Below are 21,084 nucleotides of genomic sequence, written 5' to 3'. Positions count from 1 at the left end.
CGTCAGCCGCGCTTCGCGGTCACTTCCCAGTTGATATCGACACACAGCACCTGCAGGCCGTGTGGCGTCTGCGCGGCGATCGACGCGGTCACGCACAGGTGCGCCTCATTGATCGACAGATAGGGCGGCGTGAGGTGAACCTCGCCCGGAGTGCGTATTGCGCCGATGAAATAGGGCCGGCGCTCCCAGCTCGCGCCCTCGGAATGCAGGAGCGGACGGAAGCGTTTCGCGCGCTGCGTCGTACGGCCTTCGGGCACCACGTTGTCGCCGATCTGGCGTCCGGACGCGTCGAGCAGGAAGCAGCGCGCCGTCTCGTTCAGGCCGAGCAGCGGCGACGTCGCATCGGCCATGGACGTGCCAACGGCCAGTTGCGCTGCCGCCGTTTCGATTGCGCTCACGTACGGCGCGAGCCGCGCCACCTGCGAGATCTCGCGCGCATTCACGCAGTCGCGCAGTCGCGCTGAAAGATCGTCCATCAGCTTCGCCGCCCTGGCGGGGGGCACCGGCTCGATGCCGGGTCCCGCGAAGTACGTACCCTGCACGAAATCGGCATTGCTCTCGAGGGCGATGAGCGCGTCGCGTTCGGTCGCGAGGCCGCCCACCAGCACGAGTTGACCGGACTCGTGCAGCATCGAAACGAGTCCCGGCAGCACGCGCTCGATGTGAGCGTGGCGGCTCGCCTGCGCGAGCAGACTGCGGTCGAGCGTGACGATGTCGGGACGCACTTGCCACACGCGGTCGATGTTTGAGTGCTTCGCGCCGAAGCCGTCCAGCGCGATGACGAAGCCGCTTTTGCGCAGTCCGTCGATGATTTCCGCGAATCGCAGATTTTCGCCGCCCGCCTGCTCCGACACTTCGAGCACCACGCGCTGCGGCTGCAGCCCGAGCGCCTTGATGCCGGCAAGCAGGGCGTCGCCGTAGCTCGTGTCCATGAGCGCGGCGGGGTGCAGGCTCAGGAAGAGCCACTCGTCATGCGAATCGAACGCGTTGAAGTTGCCGAGGTGCAGCGATTCGGCAAGTCGGCCGAGTTCCAGCAGATCGCCGCGGCGCGCCGCCTGCGAAAACACCTCCTGCGACGGCACTTGCTGGCCGTGCTCGTCGTGGGCGCGCAGCGACGCGTGATATCCGATCGCACGGCGGTGCGCGACCGAGAACACCGGCTGGAACACGCTGAAGACGGTGTAACCGCCGTACAGCACGGTGCGTCGGGCGCCTTCAACGCCCGCGATGGGGCGCGACTGGAAACCTGGGGGTTCGAGGTCGATCATGCCGGTCGTATCGATGGGGAGCGCGGCGCACACCGCGCCGCAACATCAAGTTTATAGGATAAGCATAGCCCAGCAAAAAGTATGCGAGTCACCGCACGAGGGCAGGGGCCGGGACGCGCAGACGCCGCAGACTCGGGGCGCTGCCTCGGATGCCGGGAGAAATGCAGAGCTGTGCGCATCGCGCTCGGGTGGCCGCGCCATGCGAATTCAGTTCGACCGGCGACTGCGCGCGCACCGCGCGGTCGCGGCATGCACTGCCCCGGTGCGGCGGGGCACAAATGGGCGGGTGAAGCGCGGGCGATCTGGCGAGGTGGAAGCGCGCGCCGGCGTCGCGATCGGGCGGCGCTTGCCCGCCGTCGCGCCGCTAAGTCCGTTCGGACGGATCGGTCCGCTTCGCGGTGCGGTGCAGATCAGAGGAAAGCTGGGCGAAGATCCACGACGATGCCGCCGTGATGATCCCCACGCAGATGAACGTCGCGTGGAAGGCGGGAATCACAGCCGAACCCGTGACGTGATGGCCGATGAATCCGGCAAACGTGGTGAGCAGTGCGCCCGCGACGGTCACGCCGAGGCTCATCGAGAGCATCTGCACGAGTGAGAACAGGCTGTTGCCGCTGCTCGCGCCACCGGTGCCGAGGTCCTTGAGCGTGAGCGTGTTCATGGCGGTGAACTGCATCGAGTTCACGCCGCCGAAGAGCGCCAGTTGCACGAGGCGCAGCCATAGCGGTTCTTCGGTCGTTGAGAACGCGAAGCTTGCCATCGCAATGCCGACGAGCACCGTGTTCGTGACAAGCACGCGCCGGTAGCCGTAGCGCAGGATAAGGCGCGTGACGAGCCGCTTCGAGAACATGCCGGCGGCGGCGGTCGGCAGCATCATGAGGCCCGCCTGGAACGGCGTGTAGCCGAGCGCCACTTGCAGCAGGAGCGGAATCAGATACGGCATCGCCCCGCTGCCGATTCGCGCGAACAGGTTGCCTAGCAGGCCCACGCTGAACGTGTCGATCTTGAAGAGGTCGAGCGAGAAGATCGGGCGCGGCGTGCGGACCGCGTGCAGACCGTAGGCGACGAATGCAGCGAGCGAGAGGATCAGCAGCACGAGCACGGCGGCGTGCTGGATGCCGAGTTCGGTGCGGCCGTCGAGTGCGAAGGTGAGCGTCACCATGCCGATGACGAGTAGCAGGTAGCCAGGCAGATCGAAGCGGGCCGTGTCGGGGTTGCGGCTGTCGGGCATGAAGATGAATGTCGCGACACAACCGACGATGCCCACCGGCACGTTGATCAGAAAGATCCAGTGCCATGAGGCGATCTGTACGAGCCAGCCGCCGAGTGTCGGGCCGATCAACGGGCCGATCAGCCCCGGTATCGCGACAAACGAAAGCGCGGGCAAATAGCGTTCGGCGGGAAACGTGCGCAGCACGGCGAGCCGGCCGACCGGCAGCAGCATCGCGCCGCCCACACCCTGTGCGATGCGCGAGAGCACCAGTTCGTCGAGCGTGTGTGCGCTCGCGCAGAGGATCGATCCGATCGTGAACACGAGAATCGCGCCGAAGAAAACGCGGCGTGTGCCGAGCTTGTCGGCGAGCCAGCCGGAGACCGGGATCATCACGGCCATCGTCAGCGAATAGGCGATCACGACCGACTGCATGGCGAGCGCCCGCTCGCCGAGGCTTGCCGCCATGGCGGGCAGCGCCGTGTTGACGATGGTCGCGTCGAGCGTCTGCATGAAGAAGCCGATGGCGACGAGCCACAGCATGACCGACAACGAACGGGCAGATGGCTTGGACGCGGGCGACGGACTGGGGACGGACATGGGCAATGGCTGGGATGCGCCGGCGGGTGGCTGGCAGCCGCCATTGTAGGGAAAACGGCGGGGCCGCGCGGCGGTGCGTGCAGGCGCAACTAACGGCAGTGACGTTGGCCCGGGCTATGCCGATGTGGAGGGCGGTGACGGCGGTTGGGGCGCGGCGCGCGAGGCGGTCGCGTCGATCGCCTCGTTTGCGTCGTGCGGCGACTGCCGTTCAGGCATCGAGCTTCGCCGCCGCAGCGAAGAAGTCCTGCGCGCGCGGATCGAGCGCGTACGCCGCGTTGATGCGAATCCACGGACTCGTCTCGCCGTGGGGCCGGAAGTGGTTGCCCGGCGACACCATCACGTCCAACGGCTCGCCACACGCCACGAGTCGCGCCGAATCGTCCACGTGCGGGACGCGCGCCCACACGAACTTGCCGCCCTCGGGTCGCGCGAACAGTTCCCAGCCGTGATCTTCGAGCGTGCGCGTGGCGCTGCCGAGCGCTTCCGACATGCGCCGCCTGAGCCGCTCGAGATACTTGCGGTACGCGCCGCGCTCGAGCAGTGTCGCCGCCACGGCCTGCGTGAAGCGCGATCCGCTGATGGTCGTGAGCGCCTTGACCGACGCGAGATCGCTTATGAGCGCGGGATTGGCCACGACGTAGCCCACCCGCAGCGACGACGACAGTGTCTTCGAAAGCCCCGACACGTACACGACATGCTCGAACTGGTCGAGTGCGGCGAGCCGGTCGGTCGGGGTGCTCTGGCAGTCGGCGAAGATATCGTCCTCGACGATCGTGAAGCGGTGCTCGCGCGCGAGTTGCAGCAGGCGGAACGCGACAGGTGGCGCGATCGTCGTGCCGGTCGGATTGTGGAACACCGTGTTGACGAACATTGCGCGCGGCCGGTGCTGCGCGAGCATCTCGTGCAGATGTTCGATATCAGGCCCGCCCGCCGTGCGCCGGATGCCGACGAGCCGCACACCGTGCAGCTTCAGCAGTCCGTAGAGGTTGTAGTAGCCGGGATCTTCGACGAAGACCGTGTCGCCGGGCTTGAGCATGTAGCGCATCAAGAGGTCGAGGCCCTCGCTCGCGCCCTCGGTGATGAGAATCTGCTGCGTATCGGCGACGATGCCGAGCGGCGCGAGCCGGTTGCGCAGATGCTCGCGCAACGTGGCATCGCCGAGCGGCGTGCCGTAGTCGACGAGGCTCGACGGATCGGTACGTGAAACGTGGCGGATCGCCTGGCCGATGGCGTCGATGTCGCGCCACCCCTGAGGGATCGAGCCGCTGCCGATCTGCAGTGCTTCGCCGGGGCGGTTGAGTGCGCTCAGCACGAGGTCGGATTCGTCAGCGGCGTTCGACAGGTCGCAGGTGCCCATGCCGGACATGCCCGCGCGTGCGTGCTCGCTCACGTAGAAGCCCGAGCCGTGCCGCGAGTCGAGATAGCCAAGCGAGACGAGCCGGTCGTAGGCCTCGATCACCGGGAAGCGGCTGATGCGGTAGTCGGCGGCGAACTGGCGGATCGACGGCAGCCGGGCGCCTGGATGCGCCGAGCGCGAGCCGATCCAGGCCTGCACGCCGGTGACGATCTGGTCGGTGAGCGGGACGCTGCTCGCGCGGTCGAGTTCGAGTTTCATGCGGGCCTCGCGACGTTGCAGGAATTAGGGAACTGTCCGGTTTTTTGGCTGCACAGTTCCGGGTGAACTGTTCGGAACTGTGCATGGGTTTCGGTGGCGCTGATCGCAATAATGCTTCAACCGGGAAGGGCGTTCAAGGAGAACGGCGATGCGCGAAATCCGAATTTTCGAAATGGAGTACGACGAACCTGCTCAGACCTGGCAGTTGACGCAGCCGATGCAACTGCGCGTGAGCGAGGGTGAACTCTGGCTGACGATCGACGGCGATGCGGGCGACTACTGGCTGCGCGACGGCGAATCGCTGACGCTGGGCGGGGGAACTTCGGCGCGCATCAGCGCAGGACGCTCGGGGGCTCGCTTCGTCATGGCGTTGGGTGGGGCGTCGGCGTCTTTGCGCGTGGACGAGGTTCGCCGCGTGGCGCTTACGCTGGCGGGAACGTTGCGCGACTGGGCGCTGCGCGGCGGTTGGCGCACGCGCTCGGTGAGTTGAGCGTGGGGCGCCCGGGTGGTGCTGCGTAGCGCGCCAGCGCTCAAGGCGTGCCGCCGGGCTCTCCCACGTAGCGCGCGCGTGGGCGGATCAGGCGTCCGTCGGCGGTCTGCTCCAATGCGTGCGCGATCCAGCCCGTCACTCGGCCCGCGGCGAACAGCGTGAACGCCGCTCCGCGCGGCAATTCCAGCACGCGCTCGATGGCCGCGAGCGCGAAATCCACGGTTGGGCGCGCGCCCGTCGTTTCTGCCACCGCTTGCGCGAGTGCGTCGATCTCGCTCATCGTCGAGCGAGCTGGCGCGCGCTGCGCCAGCTGGTCGAGCAAGAGCCGCGCACGCGGATCGCCGTTCGGGTAGAGCGGATGGCCGAAGCCCGAAAGCGGCGCAGGGACGCCGCGTTCGTCGGGCACAAGGCGATCCGCGAGATAGCGGTGCAGGTCGCTCGCGCGCGCCGCTTCGTCGAAGAAGGCGGCCACGCGCATCGTTTCGCCGCCGTGGCGCGGCCCCGACAGCGCCGCGAGACCGCCCGCCGCTGCGCCGAACAGGTGCGTGCCGGTGGAGGTGATGCAGCGCACCGTGAACGTCGAGGCATTCAATTCGTGGTCCGCACAAAGCACCAGTGCCGCGCGCAGTAAGTCGGCGTGCGCGCGCGAGCGCAGTCCCCACGCGTGGGCGAGCTGCCGGTGCAGCGGTTCGTTCGACGGCGCCGCCGAAATCAGTGCCGCCGCGAGCAGGCGCATCAACATCGAGCCCGTATCGATCTGCGCGTCGCGGCCCTGGGCCCAGACGCGTGGCATCTGCGCGGCGGCGGCCGGCAGCAGCACGAGCGCGCGTTCGAGCGGCGTGTGCTCGCCCCAGATCTTGAGCCACGCGGACCATTGCGCGCCCGTGATCGGCGCGGGCGGCGCCTCCAGGATGCGGCGCGGCGCGCATTCCCAGAGCAACGCCGCGACCTCTTCGAGCGACGCGTGGCGCGCCAGGTCGATCGCATCGTGGCCGCGGTAGTAGAGCTTGCCGTCGGCGATCAGCGTGATCGACGATTCGAGCACCGGCACACCCCAGTCCAGCACCTTCTGTGCAACCTTGCCCGCGCGCTTGCCGTCGGCCTTGCGTCGCGCGAGGCGGCGCACGTCTGCGGCGGCGTAATGGTTGTGACGGCCAACGGTTGCAGGCGTCGACGAGAGGAGTCCGCGGCTCACATAGGCGTAGAGCGTGGCGCGGCTGATCCCGAGCGTTTCGGCGGCCTCGGCCGCGGTCATATAGCTGGACATGGTGGCTGGTGTCGTGAAACCGGAGAAATCAATCTATATTGATTATATTAATCAAGATTGATCGTCCGTGCGTGTCAAATCTAGACTCGTCAGCACTTTCTTCAACTTCGAAGGACCGGCGACATGACACCGCGTGACGCGCTCGAACACCTCTGGATGCTGGCCGGCTGCGATCCCAGCGCGCTCGACATGCTCCGCGTCGAAGGCGACGATCCCGCTTTGCCGTCGGTGTTTCGCGTTGGTTCGCTGGCGGTCGCGAGCATCGGCGCGGCGGGGCTTGCAGCGGCGCAATTCCACCGCCTTCGCAGTGGACTGACGCAGCGCGTTTCGATCGACGTGCGCCGAGCGCTCACGGCGTTTCGCAGCGAGCGCTACCTGAGCGTGGAAGGTGGCGCGCCAATCGAGCTTCGCCACCCGGTGACGGGTCATTTCGCCACGCGCGATGGCCGCTGGATCCAGCTGCACGCGAACTTCCCGCATCACCTCGACGGGATCCTGCGCGTGCTGGGTTGCTCGGGCGAGCGCGAGGCCGTCGCCGCTGCGATCCGCGGCTGGGACGGCGCGGCGCTCGACGAGACGCTCGCGCAAGCGGGCCTCTGCGCGGCGCTCGTGCGCTCGCCGCAAGAGTGGGCCGTGCTTGAGCAGGCGAAGGCGATCGCGAGCCTGCCGCTCTTCGAGATCGAACGCATCGGCGATGCGCCGGTAGAACTGCCTGCCGGGCGTGCGACGCGACCGCTAGAGGGCGTGCGTGTGCTGGACCTCACGCGCATCATCGCGGGGCCGGTCGCCGGACGCACGCTCGCATCGCATGGCGCCGACGTGCTGCTCGTGAACGGCCCGCACCTGCCGAATATCGCGCCGGCCGTGATCGACAACGGCCGCGGCAAGCGTTCGGCGACGCTCGATCTACGCGAGAGCGCCGCGTGCGAAACGCTGCGCTCGCTCGCGCTGGGTGCCGATATTTTCCTGCAGTCGTACCGCCCTGGCGCGCTCGCGTCGCGTGGCTTCTCGCCTGAGGCTCTCGCACGGCTGCGGCCCGGCATCGTGTGCGTGTCGGTCAGCGCGTATGGGCATCGCGGCCCCTGGCGCGAGCGGCGCGGCTTCGACAGTCTCGTGCAATCGGCGAGCGGCATCGTTTGGGACGAGAGCGTGGAGGCCGCGCGCGGCAGCGGCGTGGCGGCGTCCGATGCGCCGTTCGAAGCGCCGCGCCCGCTACCGTGCCAGGCACTCGATCACGCCACAGGCTATCTGGCCGCGTTTGGCGCGATGGTGGCGCTCGCGCGTCGTGCGCAGGAGGGCGGCAGTTGGCAGGTTCGGCTTTCGCTTGCACAGACCGGCCGCTGGCTGCGGTCGATGGGGATGGTGGAGAGCGGCCAGCGCGTACCCGATCAACGCGCCGAGGACGTAGCCGATTGCCTCGAAATGATGGATTCGCCGTTCGGGCTCGTTCGCGTCGCGGCCCCCGCCGAGCAACTCGACCTCACGCCCGCGTACTTTGCGCGCCCGAGCGTACCCATCGGCACCGACGCACCCGTGTGGGCTGCTTGACGCGTTCGAGCCGCCAGAGCCGCTAGCGTGTCACTTGCGCAATTCCGCGACGAAGTCGTAGTAGTCGTTGCGGCAGTAAGTGTCGGTGAGTTCGATGGGGCGCTGGTCGGCGGTGTAGCCCACGCGCGTGATCAGGAGCAGCGCTTCGTTCGGCGCGATGTTCATCTGCCGCGCTATCTCCTCGCTCGCGTTCACGGCGCGAAAGTGCTGCAGCGCGCGCTGAATCGCGAGTCCGCGCTGTTCGAGGAAGCTGTAGAGCGAATCGCCGATCGCCTCCGGGTCGGGAATCAGCGCAGCGGGGAATGTCGAGTTTTCGACGGCCATCACGATGCCGTCCGCGAGCCGCAGACGCTTGAGCCGCGTCACCGCGGCCGAGGGCGAAAGGCCGAGCTGAATCACCTCGTCTCGGCTCGCGGGCTGGATCTCGCGCGAAATCCAGCGCGAACTGGGCGTGAAGCCGCGCTGGCGCAGCATCTCGCTGAAGCTCGTCAGACGCGAGAGCGGGTCTTCGTAGCGCGGCGTGATGAAGCTGCCCGCGCCCTGCGTGCGGCGGATCAAACCCTGTTCGACGAGCAGCGCGATCGCCTTGCGCGCGGTGATGCGCGAGACGCCGAGTGCGTCGGCGAGCACGCGCTCCGAAGGCAGTGCCTCGCCTGCGTTCCAGCGATTCTCGTGGATTGCGCCGCTCAGCTTGCGCGCGAGTTGCAGATAGAGTGGCGTGTCGTTTTCCGGGTCCGGGCGCAGGTCGCGCCAGCGGTCTTCCGTGGGTGCGTTCATGGGAAGCGGGCATGAAAGGCGAACGGCAATTCTATGACACACGTGTGCAAAAGCGCTAATGAGCGGTGCACGGTTGAACGCAGTTTTGACATGGTTTGCACACATGCTCCCGAAACACACGAGGCGATACACTGCCTGTTTCGTGACCGTCGCTGATTTCCAGCGACGTTGATTGGCGTCGAACGCGGTATTCGCGTTTCGCACGGCACAAGGAGCCAGCCACCATGACGATCGGACTTCCCCATGTCGCGCTGCCGGGCGGCGAGCGCATTCCGAAGCTCGGACAGGGAACGTGGGAGATGGGCGAGCGCGCCGCGCGCCGCGCCGACGAAATTGCCGCACTGCGCGAGGGTATTGCGCTTGGCATGACGCTCATCGACACCGCCGAAATGTACGGCGAAGGGGCTACCGAGCAGCTCGTCGGCGAAGCGCTGCGCGGCTTGCGCGACGATGTGTTTCTTGTGAGCAAGGTGTATCCGCACAACGCGAGCGAGAGCGGCGTGCGAAGAGCCTGCGAGGCGAGCCTGAAGCGTCTCGGCACGGACCGGATCGATCTCTACCTGCTGCACTGGCGCGGGAGCGTGCCGCTCGACGAGACGGTGGCGGGCTTCGAGGCGCTCGTGCGCGCGGGCAAAATCCGTCACTGGGGCGTGAGCAAGTTCGACGTCGACGACATGGAAGAACTCTTCGCCGTGCGGTGGGGCAAGGGATGCGCGACGAACCAGATCCTCTACAACGTCGCGCGGCGCGGGCCCGAGTTTGACCTGCTGCCGTGGTGCAAACAGCATCACATGCCGATTATGGCCTATAGCCCGATCGATCACGCACGGCTGCCGAAGCACTCGCCGCTCGACGATATCGCTCGTGCGCGCGGTGTTTCGGTCTATCAGGTCGCGATGGCGTGGGTGCTCAACCAGCCGGGCGTGTGCGCGATCCCGAAGGCGTCGCGCATCGAGCATGTGCGCGAGAACCGCGCGGCGCTCGATATCGAGTTGAGTGCGGAGGACCTCGCCGCGCTCGACGCTCACTTCAAGCCGCCACGCAGAAAGCAGCCGCTCGAAATGCTCTGACGTGCGAGCGCGCCGCGCGGCCCGATCGATTCAAAGACGAATGCGCGACGCAAAGATGCAGCAGGGAAAGCCGGCATCCGGAGCCCGGCGGCGGCCCCCGGCCGGGGGACCGGGATGCCGCCGCCGACGCCTCGCCTGACGCGAGCGGCCATCGCGCCAGGTCGGAGTGGCTTCGGCGGCGCGCCCGCCCCGCCGGGGGAGGCTAATGTCCGTTGCCGCCATGGCCGCCACCGTGGCCGCTGCCGAACCCGCCGCCCGGGCCGCCAGCTGGTCCACCTTTGCCGAATCCGCCACCGAAACCTCCACCGAATCCGCCAGAGGGACCTCCCGTCGGTCCACCGGACGGCCCTCCGTGGCCACTTCCGCAACCGCAGCCACTCGAGCCATCGCCGCTGGAGCCACCACCATTCGAGCCGCTGCCATTTGAACCACCTCCGCTGCTGGAACTACCACCCCCATTGGAACCGCCCCCGCTTGAACCGCTGGACCCGCTCGACGCGCCGCCCGATCCTCCGGGACCGGAACCGTGCGAGCCTGAATTAGCCGCAGCACTGGACGGCCCGTGCGCCGAGCTTGCGGTTCCGTTCGTCCCCGACGTGGCGCTCGTGCCGGAACTACCGCTCGTGCCAGCGCTGGCCGTACCAGAGGCGCCCCCGCCGGGTCCGGAGCCACAGTCCCCTGCGTTGCCGACACAGGTCTTCAGCGAAAACACGATGGCGGCGTCGTGAGCGACGTCTTCAGGGGCGAAAGCCTGGTTGGCGTCGCCGACTTCCGCGTCTGCCTGCGCAATCTGTAGCGTAGTGTTCGCATCGACGGCACCGCCATGCGCAGCTCAGGCCGCGATGGCGGTCAACATCATGCCCATACCGACCGCACACACAGCTACGTCTCTGGCAAATCCACAGTAGTACTGATTGAAAGACGTATTTTTCATTGCTTTTCCCCGGAGGCAACGGCGTCGTTGCGCCGTTGCCCCTTCCGCGCTTTTTTTCGGGCGACATGCTTTAGTTCATGCACGCCGCCCGTCCCCGTAGTTACTCGCCACGTCGCGTCGTCACGACGTTCGTGACGACGTCGATGGACTGCAAGGCATCCGGCGACGAATCGTCGGGCGACCGGGACGCGCAGGACTACTTGCTGATTGTCGGAACCCGCTCAGATGGTCCGGCAGAAAGCGAGTGCATCGTGCGGCCGGTCATCCGCTGGCCTTGCATGACTACCCGCGAAGTCACGCATGAAGGCAGCGACCGGATGCCTGACCGTGATTTAGCGAGTTCCGTGCCATCGGACGAAGAACGGCGCGGCAGCGGGACCTGACAATCTCGACGCCACGCCGGCGAGGGGGAAAGGGACGAAAACGTTTCGATGATGAAACGCGAGGAGGCATCGTTATCGGTTTGTGTTGCAGCCCCGTAGGTCGCCCCGCGCGACACGCGAACCTCAGACGTTTGCTCGCGCCGATTTTGCCGCTTCCTGCAACCCGCGTAGCTCGTCCACAGGAATATGGCAGCGTATGAGATGACCGTCGCCCGCGCTGGAGAAGGGCGGCGCCTGTTCATCACAGACCGCGCCGATGCGGCGCGGGCAGCGTGCGCAGAAGACGCACCCCGCAGTCGATGTGCGAGCGCCGTTCGTTTCGCTTGCCTGTGACATTTGCGCGGCGAGCAGCGTTTCAGTGTACGGATGGCATGGGCCGCCGAAGAGCGCATCGGCGGGGCCGGTTTCAACGACCTGGCCTGCGTAGAGCACCATCACGCGATCGGCGAGATAGCGCACGACGTCGAGGTCGTGCGAGATGAACAGATAGCTCACGCCACGCTCGCGCTGCAGCCGCGCGAGCAGATTCAGGATTGCCGCCTGCACGGAGACGTCGAGCGCCGAAGTGGGTTCGTCGCAGATGACGATGCGCGGTTCCCCCGCGAACGCCTGTGCAATCGCGACGCGTTGTTTGAGGCCGCCCGAGAGCTGACGCGCGCGCGCGGCCAGATAGCGCGTGGGCACGCGCACGGCGTCGAGTAACGCTTCGAGCCGTGCATTCAGCCCCACAGGCTCGTTCTCGCGCGCGGCAACGGTACGCGCGAGCGAGCGCCCGATCAGACGCTTCACGGGCAGCGCACGGTTGAGCGACAGGTCGGGATTCTGGAACACGAGTCGCAGCGCTTCCCGCTGTTTCGCGCTGCGCCGCGCAACGCGCGCGGGCAGCGGCTCGCCGTCCAGTTCGACGCGGCCGCCCGCGTCGGGTGCGTGCAGCCCGAGCAGCAGTTTCGCGAGCGTTGTCTTGCCGCTACCCGATTCGCCGACGAGTCCTAGCGTCTCGCCCGCGTGCAGTTCGATCGAGACGCCGTCGAGCGCGCGCACGGCCTGCGCGCCGCGTCCGAACGTGCGCGATACGTCGATGGCGCGAAGCACGACCGGGCGATCGCTTTGCGTCGTAGCCGCGTGGGCGCTCATGTCCGTGGGCTCGGCGGGTCCGGCGGACGGCAGCTCGAAGGCGCTTTCGTGGTAGTGGCAGCGCGCCATCCGCTCGCCGTACGGCGCCTCCATACGATGCGGCGGCGGCGCGTCCTCACGGCAGCGCGCATCGGCGAGCCGGCAGCGCGGCGCAAACACGCAGCCGCGCGCGATGGTTCCCGGCGCTGGCAGTTCGCCGGGAACCGTGTCGAGCGGTCCCGCCGCCTTGCTGCGTCCTTGCGCGGGCAGGCAGCGCAGCAGCCCCACCGTATAGGGATGACGTGCTCGCGCGAACACATCGCGCGTCGCGCCTTCTTCGACAAGACGTCCCGCATACAGCACGCCGATGCGATCGCACATCTGCCGGATCACGGCGAGGTCGTGGCTGATGAACAGCACCGCCATACCGAATTCCGCGCGCAGTTGCGCAATGAGCGCGAGCACTTCGGCTTCGACGGTCGCGTCGAGTCCGGTCGTCGGCTCGTCGAGGATCAGGAGCGCGGGGTTCGATGCGAGCGCCATCGCAATCACGACGCGCTGCTGCATGCCGCCCGAAAGCTCGTGCGGGTAGCTCGCCATCACACGCGCGGGATCGGCGATGCGTACGCGCCTCAGCATGTCGGGCGCGCATGCTAGGGCGTCGCCTGCGCTCACGCCCGCTGCTTCGAATGCCTCGGTCAACTGGCGCGCGATGGTGAGCGACGGATTGAGCGCGCCCGCCGGGTCCTGATAGACCATCGACACCGTGTTCGCGCGCAGCGCGCGCAAGCCGTCGGCATCGAGCGCGAGCACGTCCTTTCCGGCGATCGCGATACGTCCGGCTTTCACGCGGCCATTGCGCGCGAGAAAGCGCAGCGCCGCGAGCGCGACCGTCGACTTGCCGCAGCCCGATTCGCCGACGAGTCCATACGACTCGCCGCGCCGGATGCGCAACGAGACATCCGTGAGCACTTCGCGCTCGCGCCCCTTCACGCGATAGGCGACGGTGAGGCCGACTAGCGCAAGCGCATCTTCGTCGCCGCCGCGCGGGGCACCGAAGGTCGCTATCGACCGGGTTGGCGCTGCGCGTTGGCCGCTCATGATTCGAGTGCCTCGCGCAGGGCGTCGGCGATCAGGTTCACGGCGACGACGAGCGAAGCGATCGCGAGTGCATCGAACGCGACGGTCCACCACGCGCCGCCCGCGAGCAGCGCATACGATTCGGCGAGCGCGAGCCCCCAGTCCGCCGAGGGCGGCTGGATGCCGAATCCGAGGAACGAGAGCGTCGCCACCGCGAAGATGGCATAGCCGAGCCGCACGGTTGCTTCGACGACGATGGGCGGCCAGACGTTCGGCAGGATCTCGGCGAACATCACATACGGTGCGCGTTCGCCGCGCAACTGGGCCGCGGCGACGTAGTCCAGATGGCGTTCCGCGAGCACGGCCGCGCGCACCGTGCGGGCGATCAGCGGCGCGAACGTGATGCCGATCACGAGCACGACGGCGAGATTCGACGCTCCCACCGCCGCAAGCACCACGAGCGCGACGATCACCAGTGGCAGCGCGAGCACCGCATCGAGCGTGCGCGCGACGAGGCTGCCTGCAAAGCCCTCGAAGTAGCCCGTAACGAGGCCGAGCGCGGTGCCCACGAGTGTGCCGGTGAGCGTGGCAAGCGGCGCGATGGTGAGGATGTCGCGGGCGCCCACGATCACGCGCGAGCACACATCGCGACCGAGTTGATCGGTGCCGCACCAGTGGGTGCGGTCGGGCGGCATCAGCGAGCTGAGCGGGTCGGTTGCAAAAGGGTCGACCGGGGCGAACGCGTGTCCCGCGAGCGCACAGACGATCCACCAGAGCAGGACTGCCGCGCCCACAAGAAACGCAGGCGAGCGCAGCAGCTCGCGCAGCACGTGAAAGCGTGCTGCGTCGGGCGACGCAGTGACTGGCGTGGCGGCGCTGTCGCTCATGGGCCGGCCCTTGTGCGTAGCCGCGGATCGAGCAGCACGTGCAGCAGATCGGCGGCGAGATTGGCGAGCGTGTACACCGCGCCGATCGCGAGCACGCCGGCTTCGAGCATCGGGAAGTCTTTTACTTTCGCCGCGTTATAGATCAGCGAGCCGATGCCGGGATAGCGGAACAGCGTCTCCACGACGACGAGTCCGCCGATCAGATAGCCGAGCTGCGTCGCCGCGACCGTCACCGTGGGCAGGAGCGCATTGCGCAGCACGTGCCGCACGATCACGACACGCCGTGGCAGGCCCTTGAGAATCGCGGTGCGGGTGTAGTCGGCATCGAGCGCGCCAAGCATGCCAGCGCGTGCCATGCGGGCGAGGTAGCCGAAGAACACGAAGACGAGCGGCAGTACCGGCAGTACCAGATGACGCAACTGTTCGGCGGCGCCGGCGCCGGGCGGCGCGACGGCCTCGATCGGCAGCCAGCGCAGCCACACGCCGAAGACGAGAATCAGCGCGATCGAGGAGACAAACTCGGGCACCGCGCTTGCACACAGGCCGACGGTGCTGATCGCGCGGTCGAGCGGGCGGCCCGCGTGCAGCGCGGCCCACACGCCTGCGCCGACGCCCGCCGGCACGACCACCACGAACGCGAGCAGGCCCAGTATCGCGGACTTGATCAGCGCCGCGCCCACGAACGGCGCGACGCTCTCGCGATAGCTCCACGACGTGCCGAAGTCGCCGCGCAGTACGCGCGAAATCCACGTGACGTATTGCTCGAATGCCGGGCGGTCGGCGCCGAGCTGATGATTGAGCGCGGCAACGGCGCGCGCATCGGCGAGTGGCCCGAGCACCGCACGGCCAATGTCGCCAGGCAGCAGTTGTCCGCCCGCGAACGCGAGAATCGACAGCAGCCACAACGTAGAAAGCGCCCACGCCGCACGGTGCGCGATGAAGCGAAGCGCAGGCGCGGTTCGCGCGGCGTCAGTGCGTTGCGGCGGACTCGTCAGCGGTGTAGCCATCGGACTCCAGTTGCGTGCGCGCCGTGGCCCGCGAATCAGGCGGCGAGCGTGGCGCGGTCGAAGTAGAGCTGCGCGAGCGCCGTGAAGCGCACGCCCTGCAGGGCGGTCCGTTGCGCGATTAGCTGGTCGTAGAAGTACGGGATGATGACGGGCGTCTCGTCGAGCAACAGCGTGGCGATCTGCGCGGCGATCTGCTTTTGCGCGGCCACGTCGAGCGTCGCGACGAACTGCGCCACCAGCTTGTCGTACTGCGCGTTGCCGAAATGGGCAGCATTCCACGTGCCGCCACTCGTGAGCGGCGCGTTGAGGAACGCGTTCGGCACGCCGCGATGCCCGTAATCGGTGATGCCGAGCGGCGAGTCGAGCCAGTCCGATTTGCCGTACGTGCCGGCGCCGTAGTACTGCCCCTGGCTTTCGACCTTGAGCGCGATGCGCACACCGATCGCTTTCGCGGCGTTCTGCACGACCACGGCCAGATCGGGAATCTCCATGTACTTTTCTGTGGTGAGGGTAACGTCGAAGCCATTCGCCACACCGGCTTGCGCGAGCAACTGGCGTGCCTTCGCGATATCGGCCTTTCGCTGCGGCACGCTGGTCGGGCTCGACGGAAAGACCGGCGCGAACGGGCTGTCGTTGCCGACCACGGCGCGGCCCTTGAAGAGCCCGCGCACCATCACGTCGCGATCGAGCGCCAGCGCCAGCGCCTGGCGCACGCGTTTGTCCTTGAATGCGGGCGCGTCGTTGCGCATGTGAATCTGGCGATGCGCGCTGGAGCGCACGCCGATCACCTTGAAGTCGGGATTGTTCAGAATGCCGATGCCGCCCTGCACGGTGAACGTGCCCATCACATCCGCCTGGCGTCCCTGCAGTGCGAGGATCTGCGCCGCTTCGTCGGCGTAGAACGCGAATTGAACGCGTGCGGGCAGCGCCTTGTTGCCCCAGTAATCCGGATTGCGAACGAATGTTGCGCCCTGTCGCGGCTGGAAGCTTTCGAGCTTGAACTGTCCTGTGCCGATGAAGCTTTTCTCGTAGTTGCCGGCATAGTTCGCGGGCAACATCACGGCGTTGTAGTTGTCGGATGAAACGTAGTACGGGAAGTTGCCGTTGGGTGCGTCGAGATGGAACGCTACGGTGTGATCGTCGATGACCTTCGTGCCGCCTTTCGACAGCACGCCCTTCAGCACGGACAGCGCGGCCGAACCGCTCGCCGGATCGGCGAGGCGGTCGAACGTCGCCGCCACGTCCTTCGCACCGAATGGCCGGCCGTCGTGGAATTGCACGTTCGGGCGCAGCTTGAAGGTCCACACGTCCACCTTGTCGTTCGGTTGCCACGAGAGCGCGAGCGCGGGGGCGAGGCGGCCGCTGGCGTCATCGTCGGCCAGGAACTCGCCGGTCTGGTTCAGGAGGCACAGGCCGCCTGCGTCGGTCAGCGTCAGCGGATCGACGGCGCCAGCAGGCATCAGGTGCGCGACGCGGATCGTCTGGTTCGTTGGCTGCTGCGCCCGCGCGAAGCGCGGCGCCAAAAGCCCGCTGGCGGTGAGCGTGAGGCCGAGCACACCCGCGCAACGCAGTAGTTCGCGGCGGGTGAGGCGGCCGGCCAGATATTCGTCGATGGCGTGATTGCCGTAGTCGCCGGCGTTGCGGCGCAGCAGTTCGAAAGGCCCGGCAGAGGACGGCGGTCGTTTCATCGGTGCGCGATTCCGTGCAGTTCCGTGAGTGGGCGCGACCCATCCCGAGGGGAGAATCGCGACGGCGGCATGCGGTGCAGCTAGCGACGAATACCGGTCCAGTTTAAGCGATCCAGCGGCGAGGGCGTGCGAAGGTTCCGATAGTCTGGTTTGCGATGAGCGGGGATGGCTTTGTGCGGGCGATGCCTCGAAGCGCGGTGCTGGGCAGCATCGATTGAGGACGGAGCGCGATGAGCGTGCCCACCCGCGCGGCTACGTTCGCGGGGATCAGTACCGGGTAACGGCCGAAGAGGCGCGAACGAAGCCCGTGGACGGGCATCACGGTCGGCAAGTCAATGATCGTGCGGATGACGATGGATCGGATCGACCCAGTAGACGGTTTCCGGCGCTTCGACGGCGTCGATGTTCAGGTTCACGACAACCGCCTCGTTGTCGCTGCGCACGAGCACGCATTCGAGCGGATCGTCGGTGCTCGCGTTGATCTCCTGATGCGGCACATACGGCGGCACGAAGATGAAATCGCCGGGCCCGGCCTCAGCGGTGAATTCGAGGTGCTCGCCCCAACGCATGCGGGCGTGGCCGCGCACCACGTAGATCACGCTTTCGAGCGCGCCGTGATGATGCGCGCCCGTCTTCGCGTTCGGATGAATCGTCACGGTGCCTGCCCAGATCTTCTGCGCACCCACGCGGGCGGCGTTGATCGCCGCGGCGCGGTTCATGCCGGGCGTCTGCGGGGTGTTGGTGTCGAGCTGATCGCCGCGGATCACCTTGACGCCGTGCTCGCGCCAATCGACCGGCGCAGCCGGGGCGTCGTGGTTGTGGTCATGATCGTGGCCCATCGTCGTCTCTCCTTTCTGGCGGCGCGTCGTTGCTGCGAAGGCGCGCTGTACATGGTCGAAAGTACGGCAAAAGCGCATTGCCGTGCGGCGCTGGCCAACACGTCCGCCAACGAAAAAGCCCGTCCCGGCGACGGGACGGGCTCCGGGTATCGCAGCGCTTGTTACTTCTTCGCGTTGATGACCGCTTCGGCGACGTTCTGCGGCGTTTCCGCGTAGTGCTTGAACTCCATCGTGTAGGTCGCGCGGCCCTGCGTGAGCGAACGCAACGACGTCGAGTAGCCGAACATTTCCGAAAGCGGCACCTCGGCGCGCACGATCTTGCCGCCGCCGCCCGCGATGTCCTCCATGCCCTGCACGATGCCGCGCCGGCTCGACAGATCGCCCATCACATTGCCCATGAACTCCTCGGGCGTTTCCACTTCGACGGCCATCATCGGTTCGAGCAGCACAGGCTTCGCGCGCCGCATCGCTTCCTTGAAGGCCATCGAACCGGCCATGCGGAAGGCGTTTTCGTTCGAGTCGACGTCGTGATACGAGCCGAACGTGAGCGTGACCTTGGTATCGACGACAGGATAGCCAGCGAGCACGCCTGCCTTCAGCGTTTCCTGAATGCCCTTGTCGACGGCCGGGATGTATTCGCGCGGAATCACGCCACCCTTGATGGCGTCGACGAACTCATAGCCCTTGCCTTGCACCTGCGGTTCGAGCGTGATGACGGCGTGACCGTACTGGCCGCGCCCGCCCGACTGCTTGACGAACTTGCCTTCCACGTCTTCGACCTTGTTGCGCACGGTCTCGCGATACGCGACCTGCGGCTTGCCGACCGTCGCCTCCACGCCGAACTCGCGCTTCATGCGATCGACGAGAATTTCGAGGTGCAGCTCGCCCATGCCGGAGATGATCGTCTGTCCCGATTCTTCGTCGGTCTGCACGCGGAACGACGGGTCTTCCTGCGCGAGACGGTTCAACGCGATGCCCATCTTTTCCTGGTCGGCCTTGGTCTTCGGCTCGACGGCCTGCGAGATCACGGGCTCGGGGAAGATCATCTTTTCGAGCACGATCGCGTGTGCCGGATCGCAGAGCGTGTCGCCCGTCGTCGCTTCCTTCAGGCCGACCGCCGCGGCGATGTCGCCCGCGCGCACTTCCTTGATTTCCTTGCGCTCGTTCGCGTGCATCTGCAGGATGCGTCCGAGACGCTCCTTCTTGTCCTTCGTGGCGTTCAGCACGGTGTCGCCCGATTCGACCACGCCGGAATAGACACGGAAGAAGATCAATTGACCCACGAACGGATCGGTCATGATCTTGAACGCGAGCGCCGAGAATGGCTCGTCGTCGTTCGGATGGCGCTCGATTTCCTTGTCGTGGAGGTCGTGGCCGAGAATCGCGGGCACGTCGACCGGCGAGGGCAGATAGTCGATCACGGCGTCGAGCATTGCCTGCACGCCCTTGTTCTTGAACGCGCTGCCGCAGAGCATCGGCACGATCTCGCCTGCAATCGTGCGGCGGCGCAATGCGCCCTTGATCTCCTCTTCGGTCAGGCTCTCGTGGTCATCGAGGTACTTTTCGAGCAGCACCTCGTCGGCCTCGGCAGCGGCCTCGACCATCTTTTCGCGCCACTCCTTCGCGAGTCCGGCCAATTCGGCCGGAATGTCCTCGTACTCGAACTTCACGCCCTGGCTCTCGTCGTCCCAGACGATCGCCTTCATCTTCACGAGATCGACCACGCCCTGGAAGTGGTCCTCGGCGCCGACCGGAATCTGGATGGGCACGGCCACGCCCTTGAGGCGCTCGCCGATCTGCCGCTGCACGCGGAAGAAGTCCGCGCCGACACGGTCCATCTTGTTGACGAACGCGATGCGTGGCACCTTGTACTTGTTCGCCTGACGCCACACGGTTTCCGACTGCGGCTGCACGCCGCCCACGGAGTCGTACACCATGCACGCGCCGTCGAGCACGCGCATGGACCGCTCGACTTCGATCGTGAAGTCGACGTGTCCCGGGGTGTCGATGATGTTGATGCGGTGTTCGGGATAATTGCCGGCCATGCCTTTCCAGAACGCGGTCGTCGCGGCCGACGTGATCGTGATCCCGCGTTCCTGTTCCTGCTCCATCCAGTCCATGGTCGCCGCGCCGTCGTGAACCTCGCCAAGCTTGTGATTCACGCCGGTGTAGAACAGGATGCGTTCTGTCGTGGTGGTTTTGCCGGCATCGATGTGAGCGCTGATCCCGATGTTGCGATAGCGCTCGATGGGAGTCTTGCGAGGCACGGTGAATCTCCTTGGAATACGCGCCGTGGATGGTGCCGGACGGCGCGCGGCGCGGCCTGCGCGCGGTCTGGCGCGACGCGCGGTGCCCGATGCATCGCGCGTGCTGGGTTATCAGGATAGCGCTTGTTACGCCCTTTTGCAGGATGTGAGTCAGATCGGCGGAGCGCTACTGTTCAGGCAGGCTCAACGGCGGGGAGGCGAGGCGGTATGCACTGTGAATGCGCAAAAGCCGGCGCCGCTGGAAGCGGGGCCGGCTTATCCGGAGCAAGCTGGCGCAGGCGGGGGGGCACGCGGTGAACGTGCGGGCGGTGCAGTCCGTTGTGGAGTGGCGTCCGCGACCGGCGGACGTGAGCGCGGGCGGCGCCGCGCGTCACCCGGTCACTGGAGCTGCGGGAGACCCTGGATCTTCATGCCGGGCTTGACGCCCTTCGACGAGAACCAGCCTTTTGGCATTTCGAGCGCGAAGACGCCGTTATTGCGCGGGCAGTGGTTGTTGGTCGTTTCGGCCTGCATCTCGTCGATGTCGGTGATCGTGCCGTCTGCGCGAATGAACGCAATCGACAGCGGGATCAGCGTGTTTTTCATCCAGAAGCAATGGACGGCGTTTTCGCCGAACACGAACAGCATGCCTTCGTTCGGCCCGAGTTGCGTGCGATACATGAGGCCTTGCTCGCGGTCCGGATCGGTGGCGGCGACGGCAGCGTCGATCACGAACATGCCGGCGGTCAGCTTCACGCGCGGAAACTCGCTGGGCTGCTTCGCGCCGGGAGGCATCTGCTGGGCGTGGGCGACGCCGGTCGTGGCGAGCGTCGTGAACGTCAGGGCCGCGACGGCGGCGAGCGAAACGGTAACGGCGAACGCGCAGCGCGCGAGAAGCGGGCGCAAGGAAAATCGCACGACAGGACTCCTGGGTTGAGCTTATAACCCGCGCATGTTACGCGAGTACGTCGGAGTGGGTCAAAGCGCGTCAAATACAAACTGTGACACGCAAAGCGCAGCGCGAAAAAAATGCATGAAAAAGCGTCAAAAACACGCGTCAGG

Annotated in this window: 17 protein-coding genes; 5 read left to right on the top strand and 12 right to left on the bottom strand. The window is 66.8% G+C overall.

All coding sequences use genetic code 11. The annotated features are described in order from the left end of the window. Positions 1-2: 2 nt before the first annotated feature. The 3 genes from L0U80_RS11575 to L0U80_RS11565 form a co-directional block, all read right to left on the bottom strand. Positions 3-1,268: an EAL domain-containing protein gene (locus tag L0U80_RS11575; protein WP_233864204.1), complete on the bottom strand. Its 1,266-nt coding sequence runs from the start codon at positions 1,266-1,268 to the stop codon at positions 3-5. Between the two features lie 364 nt (positions 1,269-1,632). Then, complete coding sequence (gene mdtD, locus L0U80_RS11570; protein WP_233864202.1) at positions 1,633-3,078, bottom strand: multidrug transporter subunit MdtD; 1,446 nt, start codon at positions 3,076-3,078, stop codon at positions 1,633-1,635. Between the two features lie 208 nt (positions 3,079-3,286). Beyond that, positions 3,287-4,693 (bottom strand): aminotransferase-like domain-containing protein, encoded by a 1,407-nt coding sequence (locus L0U80_RS11565; RefSeq protein WP_233864200.1) that lies wholly within the window; start codon positions 4,691-4,693, stop codon positions 3,287-3,289. A gap of 148 nt (positions 4,694-4,841) precedes the next feature. Here L0U80_RS11565 and L0U80_RS11560 point away from each other — a divergent pair, with 148 nt between their 5' ends. Continuing rightward, on the top strand, positions 4,842-5,183 hold the full coding sequence (locus L0U80_RS11560) for a DUF2917 domain-containing protein (RefSeq protein ID WP_233864198.1): 342 nt from the start codon (positions 4,842-4,844) through the stop codon (positions 5,181-5,183). A 40-nt stretch (positions 5,184-5,223) separates the two neighbouring features. Here L0U80_RS11560 and L0U80_RS11555 read toward each other — a convergent pair whose 3' ends face one another. Then, positions 5,224-6,450, bottom strand: coding sequence for a citrate synthase family protein (locus L0U80_RS11555; protein ID WP_233864197.1), 1,227 nt, complete (start codon positions 6,448-6,450; stop codon positions 5,224-5,226). 123 nt (positions 6,451-6,573) lie between these two features. Here L0U80_RS11555 and L0U80_RS11550 point away from each other — a divergent pair, with 123 nt between their 5' ends. After that, positions 6,574-7,998 (top strand): CoA transferase, encoded by a 1,425-nt coding sequence (locus tag L0U80_RS11550; protein WP_233864196.1) that lies wholly within the window; start codon positions 6,574-6,576, stop codon positions 7,996-7,998. A gap of 30 nt (positions 7,999-8,028) precedes the next feature. Here the strand turns inward: L0U80_RS11550 and L0U80_RS11545 are convergent, their stop codons facing one another. Continuing rightward, positions 8,029-8,775: a GntR family transcriptional regulator gene (locus tag L0U80_RS11545; protein WP_233864195.1), complete on the bottom strand. Its 747-nt coding sequence runs from the start codon at positions 8,773-8,775 to the stop codon at positions 8,029-8,031. 224 nt (positions 8,776-8,999) lie between these two features. Here L0U80_RS11545 and L0U80_RS11540 point away from each other — a divergent pair, with 224 nt between their 5' ends. The 3 genes from L0U80_RS11540 (at position 9,000) to L0U80_RS11530 (ending at position 11,162) form a co-directional block, all read left to right on the top strand. Further along, positions 9,000-9,845: an aldo/keto reductase gene (locus L0U80_RS11540; protein WP_233864194.1), complete on the top strand. Its 846-nt coding sequence runs from the start codon at positions 9,000-9,002 to the stop codon at positions 9,843-9,845. A gap of 458 nt (positions 9,846-10,303) precedes the next feature. After that, entirely contained in the window at positions 10,304-10,573 is a 270-nt protein-coding gene (locus L0U80_RS11535) for a hypothetical protein (RefSeq protein WP_233864193.1), read from the top strand. 337 nt (positions 10,574-10,910) lie between these two features. Then, on the top strand, positions 10,911-11,162 hold the full coding sequence (locus L0U80_RS11530; RefSeq protein WP_233864192.1) for a hypothetical protein: 252 nt from the start codon (positions 10,911-10,913) through the stop codon (positions 11,160-11,162). A 123-nt stretch (positions 11,163-11,285) separates the two neighbouring features. On the opposite strand, the gene L0U80_RS11525 is transcribed toward L0U80_RS11530, so the two are convergent. The 7 genes from L0U80_RS11525 to L0U80_RS11495 all read right to left on the bottom strand — a co-directional run bounded on the left by L0U80_RS11525 (position 11,286) and on the right by L0U80_RS11495 (position 20,940). Next, positions 11,286-13,376, bottom strand: coding sequence for a dipeptide ABC transporter ATP-binding protein (locus L0U80_RS11525; protein ID WP_233864190.1), 2,091 nt, complete (start codon positions 13,374-13,376; stop codon positions 11,286-11,288). Further along, complete coding sequence (locus L0U80_RS11520; protein WP_233864189.1) at positions 13,373-14,242, bottom strand: ABC transporter permease; 870 nt, start codon at positions 14,240-14,242, stop codon at positions 13,373-13,375. Before L0U80_RS11520 ends, L0U80_RS11525 begins: the two co-directional genes overlap by 4 nt. Continuing rightward, positions 14,239-15,249, bottom strand: coding sequence for an ABC transporter permease (locus L0U80_RS11515; protein WP_233864188.1), 1,011 nt, complete (start codon positions 15,247-15,249; stop codon positions 14,239-14,241). The genes L0U80_RS11520 and L0U80_RS11515 overlap by 4 nt, the downstream gene beginning before the upstream one ends. A gap of 35 nt (positions 15,250-15,284) precedes the next feature. Next, positions 15,285-16,937 carry an ABC transporter substrate-binding protein gene (locus L0U80_RS11510; protein WP_233864187.1) on the bottom strand — a complete coding sequence of 551 codons (1,653 nt, stop codon included), beginning with the start codon at positions 16,935-16,937 and terminating at the stop codon, positions 15,285-15,287. A gap of 332 nt (positions 16,938-17,269) precedes the next feature. Next, positions 17,270-17,776 carry a cupin domain-containing protein gene (locus tag L0U80_RS11505; RefSeq protein ID WP_233864186.1) on the bottom strand — a complete coding sequence of 169 codons (507 nt, stop codon included), beginning with the start codon at positions 17,774-17,776 and terminating at the stop codon, positions 17,270-17,272. 161 nt (positions 17,777-17,937) lie between these two features. Then, positions 17,938-20,043: an elongation factor G gene (gene fusA, locus L0U80_RS11500; protein WP_233864185.1), complete on the bottom strand. Its 2,106-nt coding sequence runs from the start codon at positions 20,041-20,043 to the stop codon at positions 17,938-17,940. Positions 20,044-20,421: 378 nt separating this feature from the next. Then, on the bottom strand, positions 20,422-20,940 hold the full coding sequence (locus L0U80_RS11495) for a DUF192 domain-containing protein (protein ID WP_233864182.1): 519 nt from the start codon (positions 20,938-20,940) through the stop codon (positions 20,422-20,424). Positions 20,941-21,084: the final 144 nt, after the last annotated feature.

Source organism: Paraburkholderia adhaesiva (genome assembly GCF_021390575.1).
In the GTDB taxonomy this organism is placed as follows: Bacteria; Pseudomonadota; Gammaproteobacteria; order Burkholderiales; family Burkholderiaceae; genus Paraburkholderia; species Paraburkholderia adhaesiva.
This window is presented reverse-complemented; position numbering and strand designations above follow the sequence as displayed.